Here is a 19,200-nt window from a genome sequence, read left to right as displayed (position 1 = left end):
CGGCTTTTAAATGATTGAAGTTTTGCCGAGTTTATCCAGTTCAGGTGGATAACCATACTGCCAGCACCTCTCACCTCGCTGGAGTTTGCCGACATGACCGCCGCCCTGATGAACACCTATCAACCGCTGGACCTGAGCTTCATCAAGGGCCTGGGCACCCGACTCTGGGATCAGGCGGGCCGCGAGTATCTGGACGCGGTGGCGGGCGTGGCGGTGACCAATGTCGGTCACTCGCACCCGCGCATCGTGTCGGCGATCAGCGAGCAGGCGGGATTGCTGCTGCACACCTCCAATCTCTACAGCATCGACTGGCAACAGTCGCTGGCGAAGAAGCTGACGCGGCTGGCGGGGATGGAGCGGGCGTTCTTCAACAATTCCGGTGCCGAGGCCAATGAAACCGCGCTGAAACTGGCGCGCCTTTACGGCTGGCGCAAAGGCATCGAGCAGCCGCTGGTGGTGGTGATGGCCAACGCGTTTCATGGCCGTACCCTCGGCACCTTGTCCGCCAGCGATGGCCCGGCGGTGCGCCTGGGCTTCAATGAGTTGCCCGGGGATTTCGTCAAGGTTCCGTTCGGCGATCTTGAGGCGCTGGAGCAGGTACAGCGCAAGCATGGCCAGCGGATCGTGGCGATTCTGGTCGAGCCGATTCAGGGTGAAAGCGGCGTGCAACTGGCGCCGCCCGGCTACCTCAAGGCCCTGCGCGAGCTGTGCAACCGTCACGCCTGGCTGCTGATGCTCGACGAAATCCAGACCGGCATCGGCCGCACCGGCCGCTGGTTCGCGTTCCAGCACGAAGGTATCGTTCCCGACGTCATGACCCTCGCCAAGGGCCTGGGCAACGGCGTGCCGATCGGCGCCTGCCTGGCGCGGGGCCGAGCGGCGGATCTGTTCACCCCCGGCAGCCACGGCAGCACCTTCGGCGGCAATCCATTGGCGTGTCGGGTGGGCTGCACCGTGCTCGAGATCATCGAGGAACAAGGCCTGCTGGAAAATGCCAGGGTCCAGGGTGAGCGCCTGCTGACCCGCTTGCGTGCAGAGCTGGCAGACAATCCGAATGTGCTGGCGATTCGTGGACAAGGGCTGATGATCGGCATCGAACTCAAACAGCCGATCCGCGACCTGACATTGATTGCCGCGCGGGATCATGGACTACTGATCAATGTCACTCGCGGCAAGACGATTCGGTTGCTGCCGCCGCTGACGATTGATGAGCGGGAGGTGGGGATGATTGTCAGAGGGGTGGGCCGTTCCCTGAGCCATGTCTGATCACTTGGTCAGTAGTGAAATCTGCAAGTTATGACGCAGATTTCGCCGTCTACGATCGCATAGACCAAGCGATGCTCGGCAGTTATCCGCCGTGACCAGAAGCCGCTCATGTTGTGCTTGAGCGGCTCCGGTTTACCCAAGCCTTCAAAGGGTTGGCGCTGGATCGCTTTGATCAAAAGATTGATTCGTTTGAGACCGGCCTTATCGTTTTGTTGAAACCATAAGTAGTCTTCCCAGCCCGTTGGCGTGAACTGGATTTTCATTCTTCAATCAGTTGCCTGACTTTGGCTTTTCCAGCGCGCATTTCGCCAATCGATTTGATCAAGCGCTCGGCATTGGCCGGAGAACGCAGCAGATAAGCCGTTTCTTCCAGCGCGTTGTATTCGGCCAGAGACATCATCACTACAGGCTCGCCTTTTTGGCGGGTTACCAGAAGCGGGGCGCAGTCTTCATTCACGCGATCCATGGTTTCGGCCAAGTGCGCACGAGCTGTGGTGTAGTTGATAGTGTCCATGTTGTAGTCCTCGCTTGATGCAAAGAACGTACAGAAATGAGTACAGGATGACAAGGCGATACCTATCAGTGGTTGCGCCACAGACGGGCTGCCTGCGGTGTGCTGAGTATCACCGAAGTCCCATCAAGACGTTTCTGGGTCTTCTGTAAGCTGATTCCGACGAGCCTGCCATCCCTCTCACTGTCTACGTGAGATTTTTCTAATCAGGGTAGTCCGACAAATCCGGCGCCAGCATCCGGGTCTTCGGTGCGCCGTTCGCGTTGTGCTGGATGATGTCGCTCGGCTGCCCCTGTTGATTGAAAAACACTTGGCCGATCCCCGCCGAATTCCACAGTCGTTCGCCCGCTTCGGCGTGCTCGGGCACGTACGGGACGATGCGCATGCGGCGGCGTTTGGTCAACCAGTTGAGTGGCGAGCGCGGTGAGTAGAGCCAGCGGTTGAGACGGTCGAACCATTCCAGCAGGGTCGGGGGAAATTCGTTCTTGATGCCGCTGCTGGTGATCTGCCAGATGCGCGGCCCGGCCTTGCGGTGTCGGATCAGGACTTCGTAGACGAAGGAATAATGCACGTCGCCTGACAGCACCACGTAGCTGCCCGGTGTACGCGAGTGTCGGAAAATGTTCAGGATCACTTGGGCTGCGCCGCGATGGGCCATCCAGTTTTCTGCGTCCACCAGCAGTGGATAACCGCACCAGCTGAATACTCGCTGCACGGTTTCGATCAGCTTCACGCCGAAGATCGGTGCTGGCGAAACGATGATCGCCGAAGGGTGGTCGAGCAGTTCCTGCTGCAGTTCGCTCAAGGCTTCCCAGTCCAGCAAACCCGACGGTTGCTTGAGCGCCATTTCGCTGCGCCAGCGTCGGGTGCGGGTATCGAGCACCACCAGCGCCGGGCTGGTCGGTAATACGAAATGCCACTGCTGAAAACGCAGCAATTCCTCAATCAATTCGTCCTGCACGGGAGCGTCGAGATAGCGGTCGTCACCGCTGGCGCTCAGGCCGCGGGTTTTCTCCAGCACTGCGCTGAATGCATCCGGATTGTTGCCCCAGCCCTGACACAACATGTAGGCGATCAGCGCGTTGCCGATGATGCGTTTGGAGAACGGGTGGCCGTAGGCCGTTTCCTCCCATTGCGCGGACAGGTTCCAGTCGTCGGTGATGTCGTGGTCATCGAAGATCATCAGGCTCGGCAAGTGCGCCAATGCCCGGGCCACCTGGCTGAGACCGGCCTTGAAACCGTCGATGCGGGTCTGTTCGATGGCGTAGCGCTTGAGGCGTTCCGGCGTCAGCGCTGGCGGCTGCGGATTGACCAGCGTCCAGGGCGTTGGCGACCACACCAGCAAATACATGGCCATGACTTCGGCGAACGTCACGAGGTGATTGTCAGCGCTGCTGCTGGTGAAAATCGGCTTGCGCGCACCACCAAAAAAACGCTCGCGCAATGTCTCGTTACTTTCCAGTGCCGGCAGCAAATCCGCGCGGTGGTAGTAGCTGGCCGGGTGTTCGTAGAGTTTCGCGCTGTCGCTGACGACCGCGCCTTCGAGGTGTTCACCGAACAGACCGAGGCGATCGATCAAGGCATGAATCGCCCGCAACATCGGACCGGCCACGTCGTCGGCGTAAACCTGATCACCGCTCATCATCAACAGGGCGGGACGTTGTTGCGGATCGGTTTCGGCGGCCAGCAACCGGTCAACGCAGAGCAGGCCGTCGGCGGCCGGGTGATGGGGCTTGCGGCAGGAACCGTGGAGCAACTGGTCGATGCGCGAGCGCAGGACGAAGTTCGGGCAGGTGGCGTCGTCGTAGAGCAGGTGTGGCGCCCATTCGGCGATGGGCTGCAAGCCATCGATCAACAGGTCGTAGTCGATGCGGGTGTCGCAGGGCAGGGCGGTTTCCAGCGGAACGTCGATCAGGTGAACAAACGCCCGGGTGCCTACCGGAATGACCGTGCATTTCCCGGCATCCAGTGGAATGTCTCCTACGCCTTGCAGGCGCAAGGTCAACGACAGCTCGCGGCTGCCCACCAGCCAAAACACTAAGCGCGTCGGTTCCAGTCGGCGCAGCAGTGGCCCGGCCAGAACAGCAGGCAACAGGTTCAGGTCATCAGGTGTCGGAGGCATCGGGGGACAAGCTCAAGGCGCACAGGCCGGCGATGATAGCGCAGCCGGCGCCTCGAACCCTTAAACCAGACTTAAGAGCCTGTTTTTTCCAGCTTCAGCGCCAACAGGCGCCATTCGGCAGGTGTCGCGTCGACGCTTGGCTGTTCCTGTACGGAACAGTCGAAGCGGTACGTCACGTCGTCGCCATTCATGTTCCGCGCGGTGACGGTGTTGCTGAAGGAGTAAACCTGATCCTTGAAGCGCTGCGGCGTGAGGCTTTTGCTGTCAGCAAACCGGGCAGAGGCGGGGAAGCGCAAGGTGCCGGTCACGAACGGGCTGCACATCACATACGCGAGCATCGATTTGTCGCCCTGGGCGTCGGCGCGCAGTTTTTTGCTCAGCGCCGTCAGGGCCTTGCGCCCCTCATCATCACTCTGGTCGATCACGGATTGCACCGACATCGACTTCGGCGCGCGACTGGCATAGTTCGGCAACAACGCGGAATCCGCTGGAGAGGGCTTGTTGTCCGGCTCGATAGCGGCAAACACCGGCGCATCTTTCAGCGCAGCAGGGCTTGCAACCGCCTCGGCTTCCGGCAGCAACGAGGTCGGCTCGGCTTGCTGCTGTGCCACGACGTTTGCAGTCTGCGCGGCTTCGTAGCGATGCGCCGACGGGAACAGTGAAAAAGTGATCGCCAGCACCACCATCGAAACAATGAAACCGCCCGCGACACCGACCAGGTTGGCGTAAAACAGATTCCAGCTGCCGCGGTTTTTCACCACCCAGCGCCACATGAAACCCCAGGCCGCGACAAATGCCAGAAAACGCAGAAACTCCATTCGATCCTTTCCTTAAACCTGCAAAACCTGAATTCAGCGCTCGCAGTGCTGAGATGGGCGGCAAGATAGCAAAATAGACATCCGCTGCTACAGCAACCATCGCATTCAACGCCGGTAAAATTATTTGAGTGCAAAAAACATGAATGTTGTCAGGCCGGCCACGGTGCCGCAAAGGCCTGCCAGTAGCTGACGCGCAACAGGATGTTCGACCTGCGATCGATGGGATACCAGCATCCATACACCCACCAGCGCCGCAGCGGTTGTCAGCATCTGCAGCACTGTGCCCATGAGCCCGGGTATGGGCGGCCGGTCCGCCCCGAACAAGCGAATGTAAAACTCCGAGACCACCACGCCTACCATCATGCCGCTGGCGGCACCGAGCATATTGGCGAGGATCAGATTCCAGGCACCACGCTGCCTGACAACCCATACCCACATGGCCGCCCAGGCAAAAAACATAACGGCTATTTCCATCGCATTCTTCCTTCGGAATCGGTGTTGATCAGGCCCTTGGCACCTTGGTCGACAGTGGACGGCAAGATAGCAAAATAGTAGCGTCGCGCCACTGACTTCATCTCCGTAATGGACTACTCATGCCTGCTCTCAAAACCTGCCGTCTGTTTTGTGTGTTCGTCTTTGCTACCACGCTGACCCCGGCATTCGCCGCCTGGAAAGAGCACCCGGAAAACAGCTGGAAGTATTACCTCGCCAACTGTCAGCGCATGCAGGAAAAAATGGCCGACGTCCAAAGCGGTCGCGTGCCCGGTGCCTTTGAGGTGATGGGCGATCTGGAGAACAGTCAGGGGAGCATGAATGAACACCGCCCAAACCTGCCTCCCCAATACCTCGCCTCCGGGGAATTCGCTCAATGCGAAAACGTGGCGGCCGAGGCCGATGCGATGATTGCCCGTGGCAAAGCCGAGTTCGCCGACAGAATGAACCAGGCCGCCGAGCAAGGCCGCATCGCCCACCAGAACTCCCCCGAATACCAACGCGCCCGTTCACTCGGCTACAGCGATGTCGGCGAAATCTCCTTCCTCAAACTTCACGAAGACATGGACGGCGAAGCCCGCCTGAAAACCATGCTGATTACCGTCGATCAAGTCTGCGGCCAATACTTTCGCGCCACGCAGTATGTGAAGCCGTATGTGATCTACACCGTGCGGCCGTCGGATGGCGGGTGTGGCGAGGAAAAGCGCGTGGCGATCGTCGGCGGCAGATCGGTGGAGAAGGGCGATTACATCGATGAGCGGGGCGAGTTTCAGTATGTGGGCTGGAAGAAGATTGTCGGTGCGGATGGGTTTGCGACGGATATTCGTGTGTTGAAGGCTCGGCGCTGACTGCAAAACAGTCACGCCGTCCTGTCACGTGTGGGGGAAATAATTCACCGCGAGAAACATCAGGGTCGCCATGCCGGCAGCCAGGCCACACACCGCGCCGAGCAACTGACGTGCGACCGGGTGTTCGGGTTGACGGCGATTGGCAATCCACAGCCATACCCCCGCCAGAACGCCCGCGCTGGTGATGAACACCACCAGACTGCGATGCAGATTGGGTGTCGCCATTGACGTACCAATGACTGCGTCGTAAATCAGCGTGAACACAATGCCGGTAACCACGCCACTTCCGGCGCCGGCAAGGTTGGCAAGCAACAGGTTCCACTCACCTCGTTGCTTCACCACCCATAGCCAGGTTCCAGCCATCACCAGCAAGCACAACACAGCATCCATTTTGGTCTATTCCCGAGTGCGCGATAACAGAGGCGGTTGACAGGCCTCTAGCGAGTGGACGGCAAGATATCAAAATAGAAGCTTCGCGCCACTTGCTTCATCTGCGTAGCTTAAAGAATGTCCTTCAAATAACCCTTGAGCGCGAGGAGCGGCTGATCCAGCTGCTCCAGCGACTGCGCCTGACTGAAGTCGGTCGACAACTTGTGCAGTTCCCGCCCCAACGGTTTCTCGACGCCACCCAACGCATCCATTGCCAGCGCCAGACACTCGTTCATCTTGAGCTGGATCGTCTCGACATCACCCCGGCGCACCAGCAGTTCGAACACGTCTTTCTGATAGTCGCCCATGACCATGTCATCCCGCAGAATCGGGCTCAGGCCTTCTTCCTCGTACGCGAGTTTGAGGGAGAACAGGGCGACGGTTTCCAGTGACGTTTCCATGGGGTGAACCTGTGTCAGATCTCGTCGGAGAGTCAGCGGCACTTTCCGGCAGACGAAAAAAAAGGCCTTGCTAAGCAAGACCTTTTCTAATTTTGGTGCCCCGAGGGAGACTCGAACTCCCACTCCTTTCGAAAACGGATTTTGAATCCGCCGCGTCTACCAATTCCGCCATCAGGGCTCAATGGCGGCGAAGTATAGAGAGGTGCCTACCGTTGGTCAATCACGTTTCATGGTCAATTTTCGATATTTCCGCTAGACTTTCCGGCCCTGCTAGACGAACCCCATCATGCGCGTTGCTGACTTTACCTTCGAGCTTCCTGATTCGCTGATTGCCCGCCATCCTTTGGCCGAGCGTCGCGGTAGTCGCCTGTTGACCCTGGATGGGGTCAGCGGCGCCCTGGCACACCGTCAATTCACTGATCTGCTGGAGCATTTGCGCCCCGGCGATCTGATGGTGTTCAACAATACCCGGGTGATTCCGGCGCGCCTGTTCGGGCAGAAGGAGTCCGGCGGCAAGCTGGAAATCCTCATCGAACGCGTGCTCGATACCCACCGCGTGCTGGCTCATGTGCGCTCCAGCAAGTCGCCGAAGCCGGGTTCGAAGATCCTGATCGACGGCGGTGGCGAAGCCGAGATGCTGGCGCGTCACGATGCGCTGTTCGAGCTGGGGTTTGCCGAAGAAGTGCTGCCGCTGCTTGATCGCGTCGGGCACATGCCGTTGCCTCCTTATATAGACCGCCCGGACGAAGGTTCGGATCGCGAGCGCTATCAGACCGTGTACGCCGAGAAGCTCGGCGCGGTGGCGGCACCGACCGCCGGGCTGCATTTCGATCAGACGCTGATGGAAGCGATCGCCGCCAAGGGTGTCGAGACGGCGTTCGTCACGCTGCACGTCGGCGCTGGCACTTTCCAGCCGGTGCGCGTCGAGAAGATCGAAGATCACCACATGCACACTGAATGGCTGGAAGTCGGTCAGGACGTGGTCGATGCCGTCGCCGGTTGCCGTGAGCGTGGCGGTCGCGTCATCGCTGTCGGCACCACCAGCGTGCGTTCGCTGGAAAGCGCCGCCCGCGATGGCGTACTCAAGCCGTTCAGCGGCGACACCGACATCTTTATCTTCCCCGGCCGGCCGTTCCATGTGGTCGATGCCCTGGTCACCAATTTCCATTTGCCCGAATCCACGCTGTTGATGCTGGTCTCGGCATTCGCCGGTTATCCGGAAACCATGGCTGCCTACAAAGCCGCGGTCGATAACGGATACCGCTTTTTCAGCTACGGTGATGCGATGTTCATCACCCGTAATCCCGCTCCCCGCGGCCCAGAGGAAACAGTATGAGTCGCACCTGTCGTATGTCGTTCGAGCTGCTTGCCACCGATGGCAAGGCCCGTCGTGGTCGTCTGACCTTCCCTCGTGGCACCGTCGAGACCCCGGCCTTCATGCCGGTGGGCACCTACGGCACGGTCAAGGGCATGTTGCCGCGTGACATCGTCGCCACCGGCGCGGAGATCATTCTGGGCAACACCTTCCACCTGTGGCTGCGCCCGGGTACGGAAGTGATCAAGGAGCACGGCGACCTGCACGATTTCATGCAGTGGAAAGGCCCGATCCTGACCGACTCCGGCGGTTTCCAGGTGTTCAGCCTCGGCGCCATGCGCAAGATCAAGGAGGAGGGCGTGACCTTCGCCTCCCCGGTCGACGGTTCGAAAGTGTTCATGGGCCCGGAAGAATCGATGCAGGTTCAGCGCGACCTGGGCTCCGACATCGTGATGATCTTCGACGAATGCACCCCGTACCCGGCTGACGAAGACGTGGCCCGTGTGTCCATGGAGCTGTCGCTGCGCTGGGCCCAGCGTTCGAAGAATGCCCATGGCGACAACACGGCGGCACTGTTCGGCATCGTTCAGGGCGGCATGCACCAGGACCTGCGCATGCGCTCGCTGGAAGGCCTGGACAAGATCGGTTTCGACGGCCTGGCCATCGGCGGTCTGTCGGTGGGCGAGCCCAAGCACGAAATGATCAAGGTGCTGGACTACCTGCCGGGCATGATGCCGGCTGACAAACCTCGTTACCTTATGGGCGTTGGCAAACCGGAAGATCTGGTTGAGGGTGTGCGCCGCGGTGTGGACATGTTCGATTGCGTGATGCCAACCCGTAATGCCCGCAACGGGCATCTGTTCATTGATACAGGCGTGCTGAAGATCCGTAACGCGTTCCATCGCCATGATGATTCGCCGCTGGATCCGACCTGCGATTGCTATACCTGCCAGAACTTCTCCCGCGCTTATCTGCATCATCTGGACAAGTGCGGCGAAATGCTCGGCAGCATGCTCAATACCATCCACAATTTGCGCCATTATCAGGTGCTGATGGCTGGTTTGCGCGAGGCTATTCAACAGGGTACATTGGCCGCCTTTGTCGATGCCTTCTACGCCAAACGCGGGCTTCCCGTTCCGCCTTTGGACTGAGTTTTCTGACCCCAAGATTCAACATTTGCAACTGGAGTGCTAAATGAGCTTTTTTATCTCTAATGCCATGGCTGACGCGGCTGCACCGGCTGCAGCGCCTATGGGCGGCGGCTTCGAGTGGATTTTCCTGGTCGGCTTCCTGGTCATCTTCTACCTGATGATCTGGCGTCCACAGGCCAAGCGCGCCAAAGAGCAGAAGAACCTGCTGAGCAGCCTGCAAAAGGGCGACGAAGTGGTCACCACCGGCGGCATCGCCGGCAAGATCACCAAAGTGGCCGATGACTTCGTGGTTCTGGAAGTTTCCGACACCGTGGAAATGAAGTTCCAGAAGGGCGCCATCGCCGCCACGCTGCCAAAAGGCACGCTGAAAGCGATCTAAGGTTCCAACTTCTACTCAATCGACGGGGCGCGCAAGGCGCCCCGCGTTCATAACGGGCGGCGTGATGCTGAACAAATATCCTCTGTGGAAATACATTCTGATCCTGGCGGTGCTGGCGATCGGTCTGATTTATTCCGCTCCGAATCTATACCCCGATGACCCGGCCATTCAGATCAGCGGCGCCAGCACGGCTCTGCAGGTCAACCAGGCCGATCTGGATCGCGTAAGCACCGCGCTCAAGGAATCCGGGATCAACGTCAAGGCTTCGAGCCTGGCTGCGAACGGCAAGGGCGGTCTGATCCGTCTGACCAAGGCTGAAGACCAGCTGCCGGCCAAGGACGTTGTCCGCAAGGCATTGGGTGATGACTACGTCGTCGCGCTGAACCTGGCACAAACCACCCCGCAATGGCTGCGCAGCGTGGCCGCGCACCCGATGAAGCTGGGTCTGGACTTGTCCGGTGGTGTGCACTTCCTGCTGGAAGTGGACATGGACAAAGCCCTCGACGCCCGCCTGAAAGTCTACGAAGGCGACGTCAAGAGCCTGTTGCGCAAAGAGAAACTGCGTTATCGCAGCCTGCCGCAACTCAATGGCGCCATTCAGCTGGGCTTCAGCGATGCCGATTCCCGCGAACAGGCCCGTGCGCTGATCCGCAAGAATTTCAACGATTTCGACATTGTTCCGGCCGACCTCAACGGTCAACCGGTGCTGCGTCTGGCGATGACCCCGGCCAAGCTGGCGGAAATCCGTGAATACTCCATCAAGCAGAACTTGACCACGGTACGTAACCGCGTCAACGAGCTGGGTGTTGCCGAGCCGATCGTCCAGCGTCAGGGCGCCAACCGTATCGTGGTTGAGCTGCCGGGCGTGCAGGACACCGCCGAAGCCAAGCGTATCCTCGGCAAGACGGCTAACCTGGAGTTCCGTCTGGCGGCAGAGCCGGGCGCTTCGAAAGCCACTTCCGAGACCTTCGAGTTCCGCGAAGGCAACCGTCCTCCGGCGCAGATCGAGCGTGGCCTGATCATCACCGGTGACCAGGTGACTGACGCCAAGGCCGGTTTCGGCGAGCACGGTACCCCTGAAGTGAACATCCGTCTGGATGGCCACGGTGGCGAGCTGATGAGCCGCGCGACCCGCAGCAACGTCGGTCGCAGCATGGCGGTGATCTTCATCGAGCAGCGTCCGGTCACCACTTACACCAAGCAAGTGGTCGACGGCGTCGAGAAAGACGTCGCGGTGCAGACCTTCAAAGAAGAGAAGAAGATCATCAGCCTGGCGACCATTCAGTCGCCGCTGGGTGCGCAGTTCCGTATCACCGGCCTGAACGGCCAGGGCGAGTCGTCCGAACTGGCGCTGCTGCTGCGTGCCGGTGGTCTGGCTGCTCCGATGTACTTCGCTGAAGAACGCACCATCGGCCCGAGCCTCGGTGCGGACAACATCACCAAGGGTATCGATGCATCGCTGTGGGGCATGCTGTTCGTCTCGCTGTTCATCATCGCCATCTACCGTTTCTTCGGCCTGATCGCCACCGTCGCACTGGCGGTGAACATGGTGCTGCTGCTGGCGCTGATGTCGCTGCTGGGTGCCACGCTGACCCTGCCGGGTATCGCCGGTATCGTGTTGACCATGGGTATGGCGGTCGACGCCAACGTACTGATCTTCTCGCGGATTCGTGAAGAGATCGCCGCCGGCATGACCGTGCAGCGTGCAATCAACGAAGGCTTCGGTCGGGCGTTCACTGCGATTCTCGACGCCAACCTGACCACCTTGCTGGTCGGCGGTATTCTCTTCGCCATGGGCACCGGCCCGGTGAAGGGCTTCGCAGTCACCATGTCCCTCGGGGTTCTGACTTCGATGTTCACGGCCATCATGGTCACCCGCGCGATGGTCAATCTGATCTTCGGCGGTCGTGACTTCAAGAAGTTGTGGATTTAAGGGGCTGCCATGTTACGTACAATCAACTTCATGGGCGTCCGCAACTTTGCGTTCGGCGTCACTGTATTCCTGACCTTGCTGGCAATCTTCAGTGTGTTCCACAAGGGCATGAACTGGGGGCTGGACTTCACCGGCGGTACGCTCATCGAGCTGACCTACGAGCGTCCGGCCGATGTCACCAAGGTGCGCGAGCAACTGGTTTCTTCCGGTTATCACGAAGCCGTGGTGCAGAACTTCGGCGCGACCACCGATCTGCTGGTGCGCATGCCGGGTGAAGACCCGCAGTTGGGCCATCAGGTGGCGGAAGCGCTGCAGAAGGTCGGCGGTGACAACCCGGCGACGGTCAAGCGCGTCGAGTTCGTCGGCCCGCAGGTCGGTGAAGAACTGCGCGACCAGGGCGGCATGGGCATGCTGCTGGCGCTTGGCGGCATCCTGATCTACCTGGCTTTCCGCTTTCAGTGGAAGTTTGCGGTCGGCGCCATCGTGTCGCTGATCCACGACGTGATCGTGACCGTGGGTATCCTGTCGTTCTTCCAGATCACCTTCGACCTGACGGTGCTGGCGGCGGTACTGGCGATCATCGGTTACTCGCTCAACGACACCATCGTCGTGTTCGACCGGGTGCGTGAGAACTTCCGTGTTCTGCGCAAGGCCACGCTGATCGAGAACATCAACATTTCGACCACGCAGACCTTGCTGCGGACCATCGCGACCTCGGTTTCGACCTTGCTGGCGATCGCGGCACTGCTGTTCTTCGGCGGTGACAACCTGTACGGCTTCTCCCTGGCGCTGCTGGTGGGTGTTCTGGCGGGTACCTACTCGTCGATCTACATCGCCAACGTGGTGCTGATCTGGCTGAACCTGTCGACCGAAGATCTGATTCCGCCGGTCAACACCGAGAAGGAAGTCGACGACCGTCCATAACGGCCATCGTTTTCCCGGTTGTCAGTCAAAAAAGACGCGAGTTGAACTCGCGTCTTTTTTTTTGCTCCAAGGCTGGGAGAAGCGCGGGCGCGTCCCGCATGTGATGGTCAGGAGGTTCATGTGAACAAGTCGTTGCTGGTTGGTGCGGTATTGGGTGCTGTCGGTGTGACTGCCGGGGGTGCTGTTGCCACCTACAGCCTGGTTAAAAGCGGCCCTGAGTATGCGCAAGTGCTGGCCGTAGAACCGGTCAAAACACAGATCAAGACTCCACGTGAAGTGTGCAAGGATGTGACAGTGACCCGGCAGGCGCCGGTGAAAGATCAACACCAGATTGCCGGCACCGTGGTCGGTGCGCTGGCAGGTGGTCTGCTGGGTAACCAGATCGGCGGCGGCACCGGCAAGAAGATTGCCACGGTGGCCGGTGCGGTCGGTGGTGGTTACGCCGGTAACAAGGTTCAGGAGGGTATGCAGGAGCGTGATACCTACACCACGACTCAGACTCGCTGTAACACGGTGAATGACATCAGCGACAAAGTCGTGGGTTATGACGTCCGGTATTCGCTGGACGGCAAGGAAGGCAAGGTGCGGATGGATCGTGATCCGGGCAACCAGATTCCGGTCGACAAGGAAGGCAAGCTGATCCTGTCGCAGAACGAGCCGGGCCAGTGACTGGTTGACGGCTTATAAAAAAAGCACCCTTCGGGGTGCTTTTTCATGCCCATAAAAAAACACCCCGAAGGGTGTTTTTTTTTGGTTTCGCGAAACGCTTAGCGCTTCAGCGAGGCCGGCAGGTGCGGCTGGATCGCCGTCAGAACTGCCTTGAAGCATTTGGTGTTGCCGGCAACGACGTGGCCCTTCTCAAGGAAGTCGTGACCGCCGGTGAAGTCGCTCACCAGGCCGCCTGCTTCCTGAATCAGCAGGGCGCCAGCAGCCATGTCCCACTCGGACAGGCCTGACTCCCAGAACGCGTCGAAACGGCCGGCGGCCACGTAAGCCAGGTCCAGGCTCGCCGAACCGGCGCGGCGGATGCCGGCAGTCTGGCCAACCAGGGCGCGGAACATGCCCAGGTAGTTGTCGAGGTTGTCCATCTGGTCGTCACGGAACGGGAAACCGGTACCGAGCAGAGCGCCGTCCAGGCTGGTGCGACCGCTGACGCGCAGGCGACGACCGTTCAGTTGAGCGCCGCGACCACGGCTGGCGGTGAATTCTTCCTGGCGAACCGGATCCAGAACAACGGCGTGTTCCAGGCGACCACGGTATTTGCAGGCAATGCTGACAGCGAAGTGAGGAATGCCGCGCAGGAAGTTGGTGGTGCCGTCCAGCGGATCGATGATCCACAGGTATTCTTCGCCTTCGATGCCGGTGCCGGCGTGCAGGCCGGTCTCTTCACCCATGATCGAGTGATTCGGGTAAGCCTTGCGCAGGGCGTCGATGATTTTCTGTTCGGCGGCGCGATCGACCTCGGATACGTAATCCTTGGCGTCTTTTTCGTCGACCTTGATGGTATCCAGGCGCTCGATGGAGCGGAAGATCAGTTCACTGGCGCTGCGGGCGGCGCGCAGCGCGATATTCAGCATGGGCTGCATGGATGTGTCACCTAAGGTTGTTAAAGAAAGCCGCGCATTCTATCAGAACTTTTCTTCAGGTGAAGGTCGCTGTTCGCTTTCATAGCTTAACGGTAGGCTGTTCTGTAAGATTTGCACCCCTTTGCCGAGTCCGAGAGCGCCCGCCGTGCTGCAAAATATTCGTGTCGTCCTGGTCAACACCAGCCATCCGGGAAACATCGGCGGGACCGCGCGCGCCATGAAAAACATGGGCCTGTCACGCTTGGTGCTGGTTGATCCGCGCGTCTTTCCGCATCACGAAGCCGATGCCCGCGCTTCCGGTGCCGGTGACATCCTTGAAAACGCGCAAGTCGTCGCCACCTTGGAAGACGCCCTGGTCGGTTGCAATCTGGTGCTCGGCACCAGTGCCCGTGACCGGCGCATTCCCTGGCCATTGCTGGACCCGCGCGAGTGCGGGACCAAAGTGGTGGAGGAGGCCTGGCAGGGCGCGGAAATCGCGCTGGTGTTCGGTCGTGAAGATTCCGGCCTGACCAATGACGAGCTACAGCGATGTCACTATCACGTGCACATCCCCTCGGATCCTGAGTTCAGCTCGCTGAACCTCGGGGCGGCGGTGCAGGTGTTGAGCTATGAAGTGCGCATGGCGTGGCTGGCTGCACAAGGTCAGCCGACCAAGATCGAGAAGGAAGAAGTGGCCTCCGTGAAAAGCGCAGAGCTTGCGACCATGGATGAGCTGGAGCGGTTCTATGAACACCTGGAGCAGACCTTGGTGGCCATCGAATTTCTCGATCCGGAAAAGCCTCGGCACTTGATGGCGCGCCTGCGCCGGTTGTACGGACGCAGCTCGGTCAGCCGGGCGGAAATGAATATTTTGCGTGGCATCCTCACGGAAACCCAGAAAGCGGCCCGTGGCGAGCTCCTTAAGCGGAAGGATTAATGATGTTCGAGCGTTTGCGTGAAGATATCCAGAGCGTATTCCACCGAGACCCGGCGGCGCGTAACGCTTTTGAAGTCCTGACCTGCTACCCCGGCATGCATGCGATCTGGATTCATCGACTGGCCGGCATGCTCTGGCGCAACGATCTGAAATGGCTGGCGCGGCTGGTGTCGAACTTCGGTCGCTGGCTGACCGGGATCGAGATCCATCCGGGTGCCAAGGTCGGTCGACGCTTCTTCATCGACCACGGCATGGGCATTGTGATCGGCGAAACCGCTGAAATCGGCGATGACGTGACGATCTATCAGGGAGTGACGCTCGGCGGTACCAGCTGGAACAAGGGCAAGCGTCACCCGACCCTCGGCGATGGCGTGGTGGTGGGAGCGGGCGCGAAGGTGCTCGGTCCGTTCACTGTGGGTGCCGGCGCCAAGGTCGGTTCCAATGCCGTGGTCACCAAGGAAGTGCCTCCGGGTGCCACCGTGGTGGGGATTCCGGGGCGGATCATCGTCAAGTCCGATGACGAGGCCGACGCCAAGCGCAAGGCGATGGCCGAGAAGATCGGCTTCGATGCCTATGGTGTCAGCGAAGACATGCCCGACCCGGTGGCGCGCGCCATCGGCCAGTTGCTCGATCACCTGCAAGCGGTAGACGGGCGTCTGGAAGGAATGTGCGGTGCGCTGAAGGATCTGGGCAGTAATTACTGTGCGAAAGATCTGCCCGAGCTGCGTGAAGAAGACTTCGCCTGCGTCAAGGGTAAGGACGAATCCAAGCTCCACTGACGCACTTGCAGGGCTGCTGCCAACCGGTGTGCCATTAGGCCGCAGACCCTGCTATCATTCGCGCGCTCTTTTGCGGGTAAACCCGACTAAAGCACTAGGTCTTATAGTTGACTTAAATGCTCGGGAATTGCATACTCCCGCCCATTCCGAACTCCGTGGTAATTGTCCATGCGACTGACTACAAAAGGCCGATACGCCGTGACCGCCATGCTTGACCTGGCGTTGCACGCGCAACACGGGCCGGTGTCCCTGGCCGATATCTCCGAGCGCCAAGGCATCTCCCTGTCCTATCTCGAACAGCTTTTCGCCAAGCTGCGCCGCAGTAACCTGGTTTCCAGTGTTCGCGGTCCGGGCGGTGGCTACCAGTTGTCCCGCGACATGCAGGGCATCCAGGTGGCTCAGGTGATCGATGCGGTGAACGAATCGGTCGATGCAACAAAATGCCAGGGCCAGGGCGACTGTCACTCCGGTGACACCTGCCTGACCCATCACCTGTGGTGCGACCTGAGCCTGCAGATTCACGAATTTCTCAGCGGTATCAGCTTGGCCGACCTCGTAACTCGCCGTGAGGTGCAGGAAGTGGCCCAGCGTCAGGATCAGCGTCGTTGCAATGGCAAGGCGCCGCGCCTGGACAAGATTGAAGCGTCCGCCGTCGAATGACAGCCAGAGAGCTAGCGGCACGCCAGCCAGCCTGATTTAGGAGATAGTCCATGAAATTGCCGATTTACCTTGATTACTCTGCGACCACCCCGGTCGATCCGCGCGTTGCGCAAAAAATGAGTGAATGCCTGCTGGTCGACGGAAACTTCGGTAACCCGGCGTCCCGTTCCCACGTGTTCGGCTGGAAAGCCGAAGAGTCCGTCGAAAACGCCCGTCGTCAGGTGGCCGATCTGGTCAACGCCGACCCGCGTGAAATCGTCTGGACCTCCGGTGCCACCGAGTCCGACAACCTGGCAATCAAGGGTGCGGCACATTTCTACGCCTCCAAGGGCAAGCACCTGATCACCTCCAAGATCGAACACAAGGCTGTCCTCGACACCATGCGCCAACTGGAGCGTGAAGGTTTTGAAGTCACCTACCTCGATCCGACCGAAGATGGCCTGATCACGCCGGCCATGATCGAAGCCGCGCTGCGCGAAGACACCATCCTGGTGTCGGTGATGCACGTGAACAACGAAATCGGTACCGTCAACGACATCGCCGCCATCGGCGAGCTGACTCGTTCCAAGGGCATCCTGTTCCATGTCGACGCCGCTCAGTCCACTGGCAAGGTCGAGATCGACCTGCAGAAACTGAAAGTCGACATGATGTCGTTCTCCGCTCACAAAACCTACGGCCCTAAAGGCATCGGCGCGCTGTACGTCAGCCGCAAGCCGCGTGTGCGCATCGAAGCGACCATGCACGGCGGCGGTCACGAGCGCGGCATGCGTTCCGGTACCCTGGCGACCCACCAGATCGTCGGCATGGGTGAAGCGTTCCGTGTGGCCAAGGAAGACATGGCTGCCGAAAACGTCCGTATCAAGGCGTTGAGCGATCGTTTCTACAAGCAGGTCGAGCACCTGGAAGAGCTGTACGTCAACGGCAGCCTGACCGCCCGCGTTCCGCACAACCTGAACCTGAGCTTCAACTACGTTGAAGGCGAGTCGCTGATCATGGCGCTCAAGGATCTGGCGGTTTCGTCCGGTTCGGCCTGCACCTCGGCGTCGCTTGAGCCTTCGTACGTACTGCGCGCCCTGGGCCGCAACGACGAACTGGCACACAGCTCGATCCGTTTTACCTTCGGCCGCTTCACCACCGAAGAAGAAATCGATTACGCCGCGCAGAAAGTCTGCGAGGCCGTTACCAAGCTGCGCGCTCTGTCGCCGCTGTGGGACATGTACAAAGACGGCGTCGATATCTCGAAGATCGAGTGGGCGGCACACTAAATATAGAAGCCGCCGGATACAGATCCTGTAGCGACGCGGCGGTTTACGCAGCGCAGTTGCAGGGTCTCAAGAGCGGCCCTGATGAGTGAGGATTGAGAATCATGGCTTACAGCGAAAAGGTCATCGACCACTACGAAAACCCGCGTAACGTCGGCAAGATGAACGCGGAAGATCCTGATGTCGGCACCGGCATGGTCGGCGCTCCGGCGTGCGGCGACGTGATGCGTCTGCAAATCAAGGTCAACGATCAGGGCGTTATCGAAGACGCCAAGTTCAAGACCTACGGCTGTGGTTCGGCTATCGCCTCCAGCTCCCTCGCTACCGAGTGGATGAAAGGCAAGACCCTGGACGAAGCTGAAACCATCAAGAACACTCAGCTGGCCGAAGAACTGGCCCTGCCGCCAGTGAAAATCCACTGCTCGGTTCTCGCTGAAGACGCCATCAAGGCGGCCGTTCGCGATTACAAGCAGAAGAAAGGCTTGATCTGACTTTCAAGATTTGGCGACGAGTAAGGAGTCAACGATGGCTATCAGCATGACAGAAGCGGCTGCTCGACACGTGCGGCGCTCCCTCGACGGGCGCGGCAAGGGTGAAGGGATTCGTCTGGGTGTTCGCACCACGGGCTGTTCCGGCCTTGCCTACGTGCTGGAGTTTGTCGATGAGGTGGTTGCAGAAGATCAGGTGTTCGAGAGTCACGGCGAAAAAGTGATCATCGACCCGAAGAGCCTGGCCTACCTCGACGGCACCGAGCTCGACTTCGTCAAGGAAGGGTTGAACGAAGGCTTCAAGTTCAACAACCCCAACGTACGCGGTGAGTGTGGCTGCGGCGAAAGCTTCAACATCTGAGGCTTGTCGTGGGTATTCCTTGTCATTTCGCTTTATTCGAGTTGCAGCCGGGCTTTCGTCTGGATCTCGAGCAGTTGGCCACGCGCTATCGCGAGTTGGCGCGCGGCGTTCATCCTGACCGCTTTGCCGATGCTTCCGAGCGCGAGCAGCGGTCGGCGCTCGAGCAGTCTGCGCGGCTCAATGATGCCTACCAGACGCTCAAGAGTCCGGCCCAGCGTGCACGCTACCTGCTGACCATCAGCGGGCATGAAGTGCCGATGGAAGTCACGGTCCACGATCCCGAGTTTCTTCTGCAGCAGATGCAATGGCGCGAAGAGCTCGAAGATCTGCAGGACAGTGCCGACCTGGACGGTGTTGCGGCTTTCAAGCGTCGCCTGAAAACCGCCCAGGAAGAGCTCAACGAAAGCTTCGCAGCCTGTTGGGATGATGCAGCGCAGCGCGAACAGGCCGAACGCCTGATGCGGCGCATGCAGTTCCTCGACAAGCTCACCTACGAAGTGCGCCAGTTAGAAGAGCGCCTCGACGATTAACCCAGTGCCGCTCCGGTCGCACGCCTGAT

23 protein-coding genes and 1 tRNA gene are annotated in these 19,200 nt (G+C 59.7%); 15 read left to right on the top strand and 9 right to left on the bottom strand.

The annotated features are described in order from the left end of the window. Positions 1-93: 93 nt before the first annotated feature. Complete coding sequence (locus PDR5_RS23565) at positions 94-1,266, top strand: aspartate aminotransferase family protein (protein ID WP_064599262.1); 1,173 nt, start codon at positions 94-96, stop codon at positions 1,264-1,266. An 8-nt stretch (positions 1,267-1,274) separates the two neighbouring features. On the opposite strand, the gene PDR5_RS23560 is transcribed toward PDR5_RS23565, so the two are convergent. The 5 genes from PDR5_RS23560 to PDR5_RS23540 form a co-directional block, all read right to left on the bottom strand. Then, positions 1,275-1,529 carry a Txe/YoeB family addiction module toxin gene (locus PDR5_RS23560; protein WP_011335833.1) on the bottom strand — a complete coding sequence of 85 codons (255 nt, stop codon included), beginning with the start codon at positions 1,527-1,529 and terminating at the stop codon, positions 1,275-1,277. Then, positions 1,526-1,780: a type II toxin-antitoxin system Phd/YefM family antitoxin gene (locus PDR5_RS23555; RefSeq protein WP_039765667.1), complete on the bottom strand. Its 255-nt coding sequence runs from the start codon at positions 1,778-1,780 to the stop codon at positions 1,526-1,528. Before PDR5_RS23555 ends, PDR5_RS23560 begins: the two co-directional genes overlap by 4 nt. Positions 1,781-1,979: 199 nt before the next feature. Next, the gene (locus tag PDR5_RS23550; protein WP_064599260.1) at positions 1,980-3,899 is read right to left on the bottom strand and encodes an alkaline phosphatase D family protein; all 1,920 of its coding nucleotides are present in this window, start codon (positions 3,897-3,899) and stop codon (positions 1,980-1,982) included. Positions 3,900-3,970: 71 nt separating this feature from the next. Beyond that, entirely contained in the window at positions 3,971-4,717 is a 747-nt protein-coding gene (locus PDR5_RS23545) for a hypothetical protein (RefSeq protein WP_064599258.1), read from the bottom strand. 120 nt (positions 4,718-4,837) lie between these two features. Further along, entirely contained in the window at positions 4,838-5,191 is a 354-nt protein-coding gene (locus PDR5_RS23540; protein ID WP_082934444.1) for a hypothetical protein, read from the bottom strand. 119 nt (positions 5,192-5,310) lie between these two features. On the opposite strand from PDR5_RS23540, the gene PDR5_RS23535 reads away from it, so the two are divergent. Further along, the gene (locus PDR5_RS23535; RefSeq protein ID WP_064599255.1) at positions 5,311-6,057 is read left to right on the top strand and encodes a hypothetical protein; all 747 of its coding nucleotides are present in this window, start codon (positions 5,311-5,313) and stop codon (positions 6,055-6,057) included. Positions 6,058-6,081: 24 nt separating this feature from the next. Here the strand turns inward: PDR5_RS23535 and PDR5_RS23530 are convergent, their stop codons facing one another. From PDR5_RS23530 to PDR5_RS23520, 3 genes are all read right to left on the bottom strand, one after another. Further along, positions 6,082-6,447, bottom strand: a complete 366-nt coding sequence (locus PDR5_RS23530; protein ID WP_064599253.1) for a hypothetical protein — start codon at positions 6,445-6,447, stop codon at positions 6,082-6,084. Positions 6,448-6,557: 110 nt separating this feature from the next. Then, positions 6,558-6,887 carry a hypothetical protein gene (locus PDR5_RS23525; protein ID WP_064599251.1) on the bottom strand — a complete coding sequence of 110 codons (330 nt, stop codon included), beginning with the start codon at positions 6,885-6,887 and terminating at the stop codon, positions 6,558-6,560. A gap of 93 nt (positions 6,888-6,980) precedes the next feature. Then, a tRNA-Leu gene (locus PDR5_RS23520) sits at positions 6,981-7,065 on the bottom strand. Positions 7,066-7,173: 108 nt separating this feature from the next. On the opposite strand from PDR5_RS23520, the gene queA reads away from it, so the two are divergent. The 6 genes from queA to PDR5_RS23490 all read left to right on the top strand — a co-directional run bounded on the left by queA (position 7,174) and on the right by PDR5_RS23490 (position 13,258). Then, on the top strand, positions 7,174-8,223 hold the full coding sequence (queA, locus tag PDR5_RS23515; RefSeq protein ID WP_064599249.1) for a tRNA preQ1(34) S-adenosylmethionine ribosyltransferase-isomerase QueA: 1,050 nt from the start codon (positions 7,174-7,176) through the stop codon (positions 8,221-8,223). A gap of 14 nt (positions 8,224-8,237) precedes the next feature. Continuing rightward, a complete protein-coding gene (gene tgt, locus PDR5_RS23510; protein WP_161794909.1) occupies positions 8,238-9,353 on the top strand; it encodes a tRNA guanosine(34) transglycosylase Tgt in 1,116 nt (371 codons plus the stop codon). A 43-nt stretch (positions 9,354-9,396) separates the two neighbouring features. After that, on the top strand, positions 9,397-9,732 hold the full coding sequence (gene yajC, locus PDR5_RS23505) for a preprotein translocase subunit YajC (RefSeq protein WP_007956696.1): 336 nt from the start codon (positions 9,397-9,399) through the stop codon (positions 9,730-9,732). A gap of 64 nt (positions 9,733-9,796) precedes the next feature. After that, a complete protein-coding gene (gene secD / locus PDR5_RS23500; protein WP_039765691.1) occupies positions 9,797-11,665 on the top strand; it encodes a protein translocase subunit SecD in 1,869 nt (622 codons plus the stop codon). Positions 11,666-11,674: 9 nt separating this feature from the next. Beyond that, positions 11,675-12,589 carry a protein translocase subunit SecF gene (secF, locus tag PDR5_RS23495; RefSeq protein WP_007956694.1) on the top strand — a complete coding sequence of 305 codons (915 nt, stop codon included), beginning with the start codon at positions 11,675-11,677 and terminating at the stop codon, positions 12,587-12,589. 120 nt (positions 12,590-12,709) lie between these two features. Beyond that, positions 12,710-13,258 carry a glycine zipper 2TM domain-containing protein gene (locus PDR5_RS23490; RefSeq protein WP_007956693.1) on the top strand — a complete coding sequence of 183 codons (549 nt, stop codon included), beginning with the start codon at positions 12,710-12,712 and terminating at the stop codon, positions 13,256-13,258. A gap of 98 nt (positions 13,259-13,356) precedes the next feature. Here PDR5_RS23490 and suhB read toward each other — a convergent pair whose 3' ends face one another. Then, positions 13,357-14,175, bottom strand: coding sequence for a type III secretion system regulator SuhB (suhB, locus tag PDR5_RS23485; RefSeq protein WP_007941397.1), 819 nt, complete (start codon positions 14,173-14,175; stop codon positions 13,357-13,359). Between the two features lie 145 nt (positions 14,176-14,320). Here suhB and trmJ point away from each other — a divergent pair, with 145 nt between their 5' ends. The 7 genes from trmJ (at position 14,321) to hscB (ending at position 19,171) form a co-directional block, all read left to right on the top strand. After that, positions 14,321-15,091 (top strand): tRNA (cytosine(32)/uridine(32)-2'-O)-methyltransferase TrmJ, encoded by a 771-nt coding sequence (gene trmJ / locus PDR5_RS23480; RefSeq protein WP_064599247.1) that lies wholly within the window; start codon positions 14,321-14,323, stop codon positions 15,089-15,091. Between the two features lie 2 nt (positions 15,092-15,093). Then, the gene (gene cysE, locus PDR5_RS23475) at positions 15,094-15,870 is read left to right on the top strand and encodes a serine O-acetyltransferase (RefSeq protein ID WP_007956691.1); all 777 of its coding nucleotides are present in this window, start codon (positions 15,094-15,096) and stop codon (positions 15,868-15,870) included. 168 nt (positions 15,871-16,038) lie between these two features. Next, positions 16,039-16,530 (top strand): Fe-S cluster assembly transcriptional regulator IscR, encoded by a 492-nt coding sequence (gene iscR / locus PDR5_RS23470; RefSeq protein WP_007956690.1) that lies wholly within the window; start codon positions 16,039-16,041, stop codon positions 16,528-16,530. A gap of 50 nt (positions 16,531-16,580) precedes the next feature. Then, positions 16,581-17,795 carry an IscS subfamily cysteine desulfurase gene (locus PDR5_RS23465; protein WP_064599246.1) on the top strand — a complete coding sequence of 405 codons (1,215 nt, stop codon included), beginning with the start codon at positions 16,581-16,583 and terminating at the stop codon, positions 17,793-17,795. 101 nt (positions 17,796-17,896) lie between these two features. Next, positions 17,897-18,283, top strand: a complete 387-nt coding sequence (iscU, locus tag PDR5_RS23460; RefSeq protein WP_003227907.1) for a Fe-S cluster assembly scaffold IscU — start codon at positions 17,897-17,899, stop codon at positions 18,281-18,283. 34 nt (positions 18,284-18,317) lie between these two features. Further along, positions 18,318-18,641 (top strand): iron-sulfur cluster assembly protein IscA, encoded by a 324-nt coding sequence (gene iscA, locus PDR5_RS23455; protein WP_003227904.1) that lies wholly within the window; start codon positions 18,318-18,320, stop codon positions 18,639-18,641. Between the two features lie 8 nt (positions 18,642-18,649). Next, positions 18,650-19,171 carry a co-chaperone HscB gene (hscB, locus tag PDR5_RS23450; RefSeq protein WP_007956687.1) on the top strand — a complete coding sequence of 174 codons (522 nt, stop codon included), beginning with the start codon at positions 18,650-18,652 and terminating at the stop codon, positions 19,169-19,171. The last annotated feature ends 29 nt before the right edge of the window (positions 19,172-19,200 follow it).

The organism is Pseudomonas sp. DR 5-09, assembly GCF_001655595.1.
Taxonomy (GTDB): domain Bacteria; phylum Pseudomonadota; class Gammaproteobacteria; order Pseudomonadales; family Pseudomonadaceae; genus Aquipseudomonas; species Aquipseudomonas pharyngis.
Note: the sequence above shows the minus strand (reverse complement) of the source record. Positions and strands in the feature narration are given on the sequence as shown.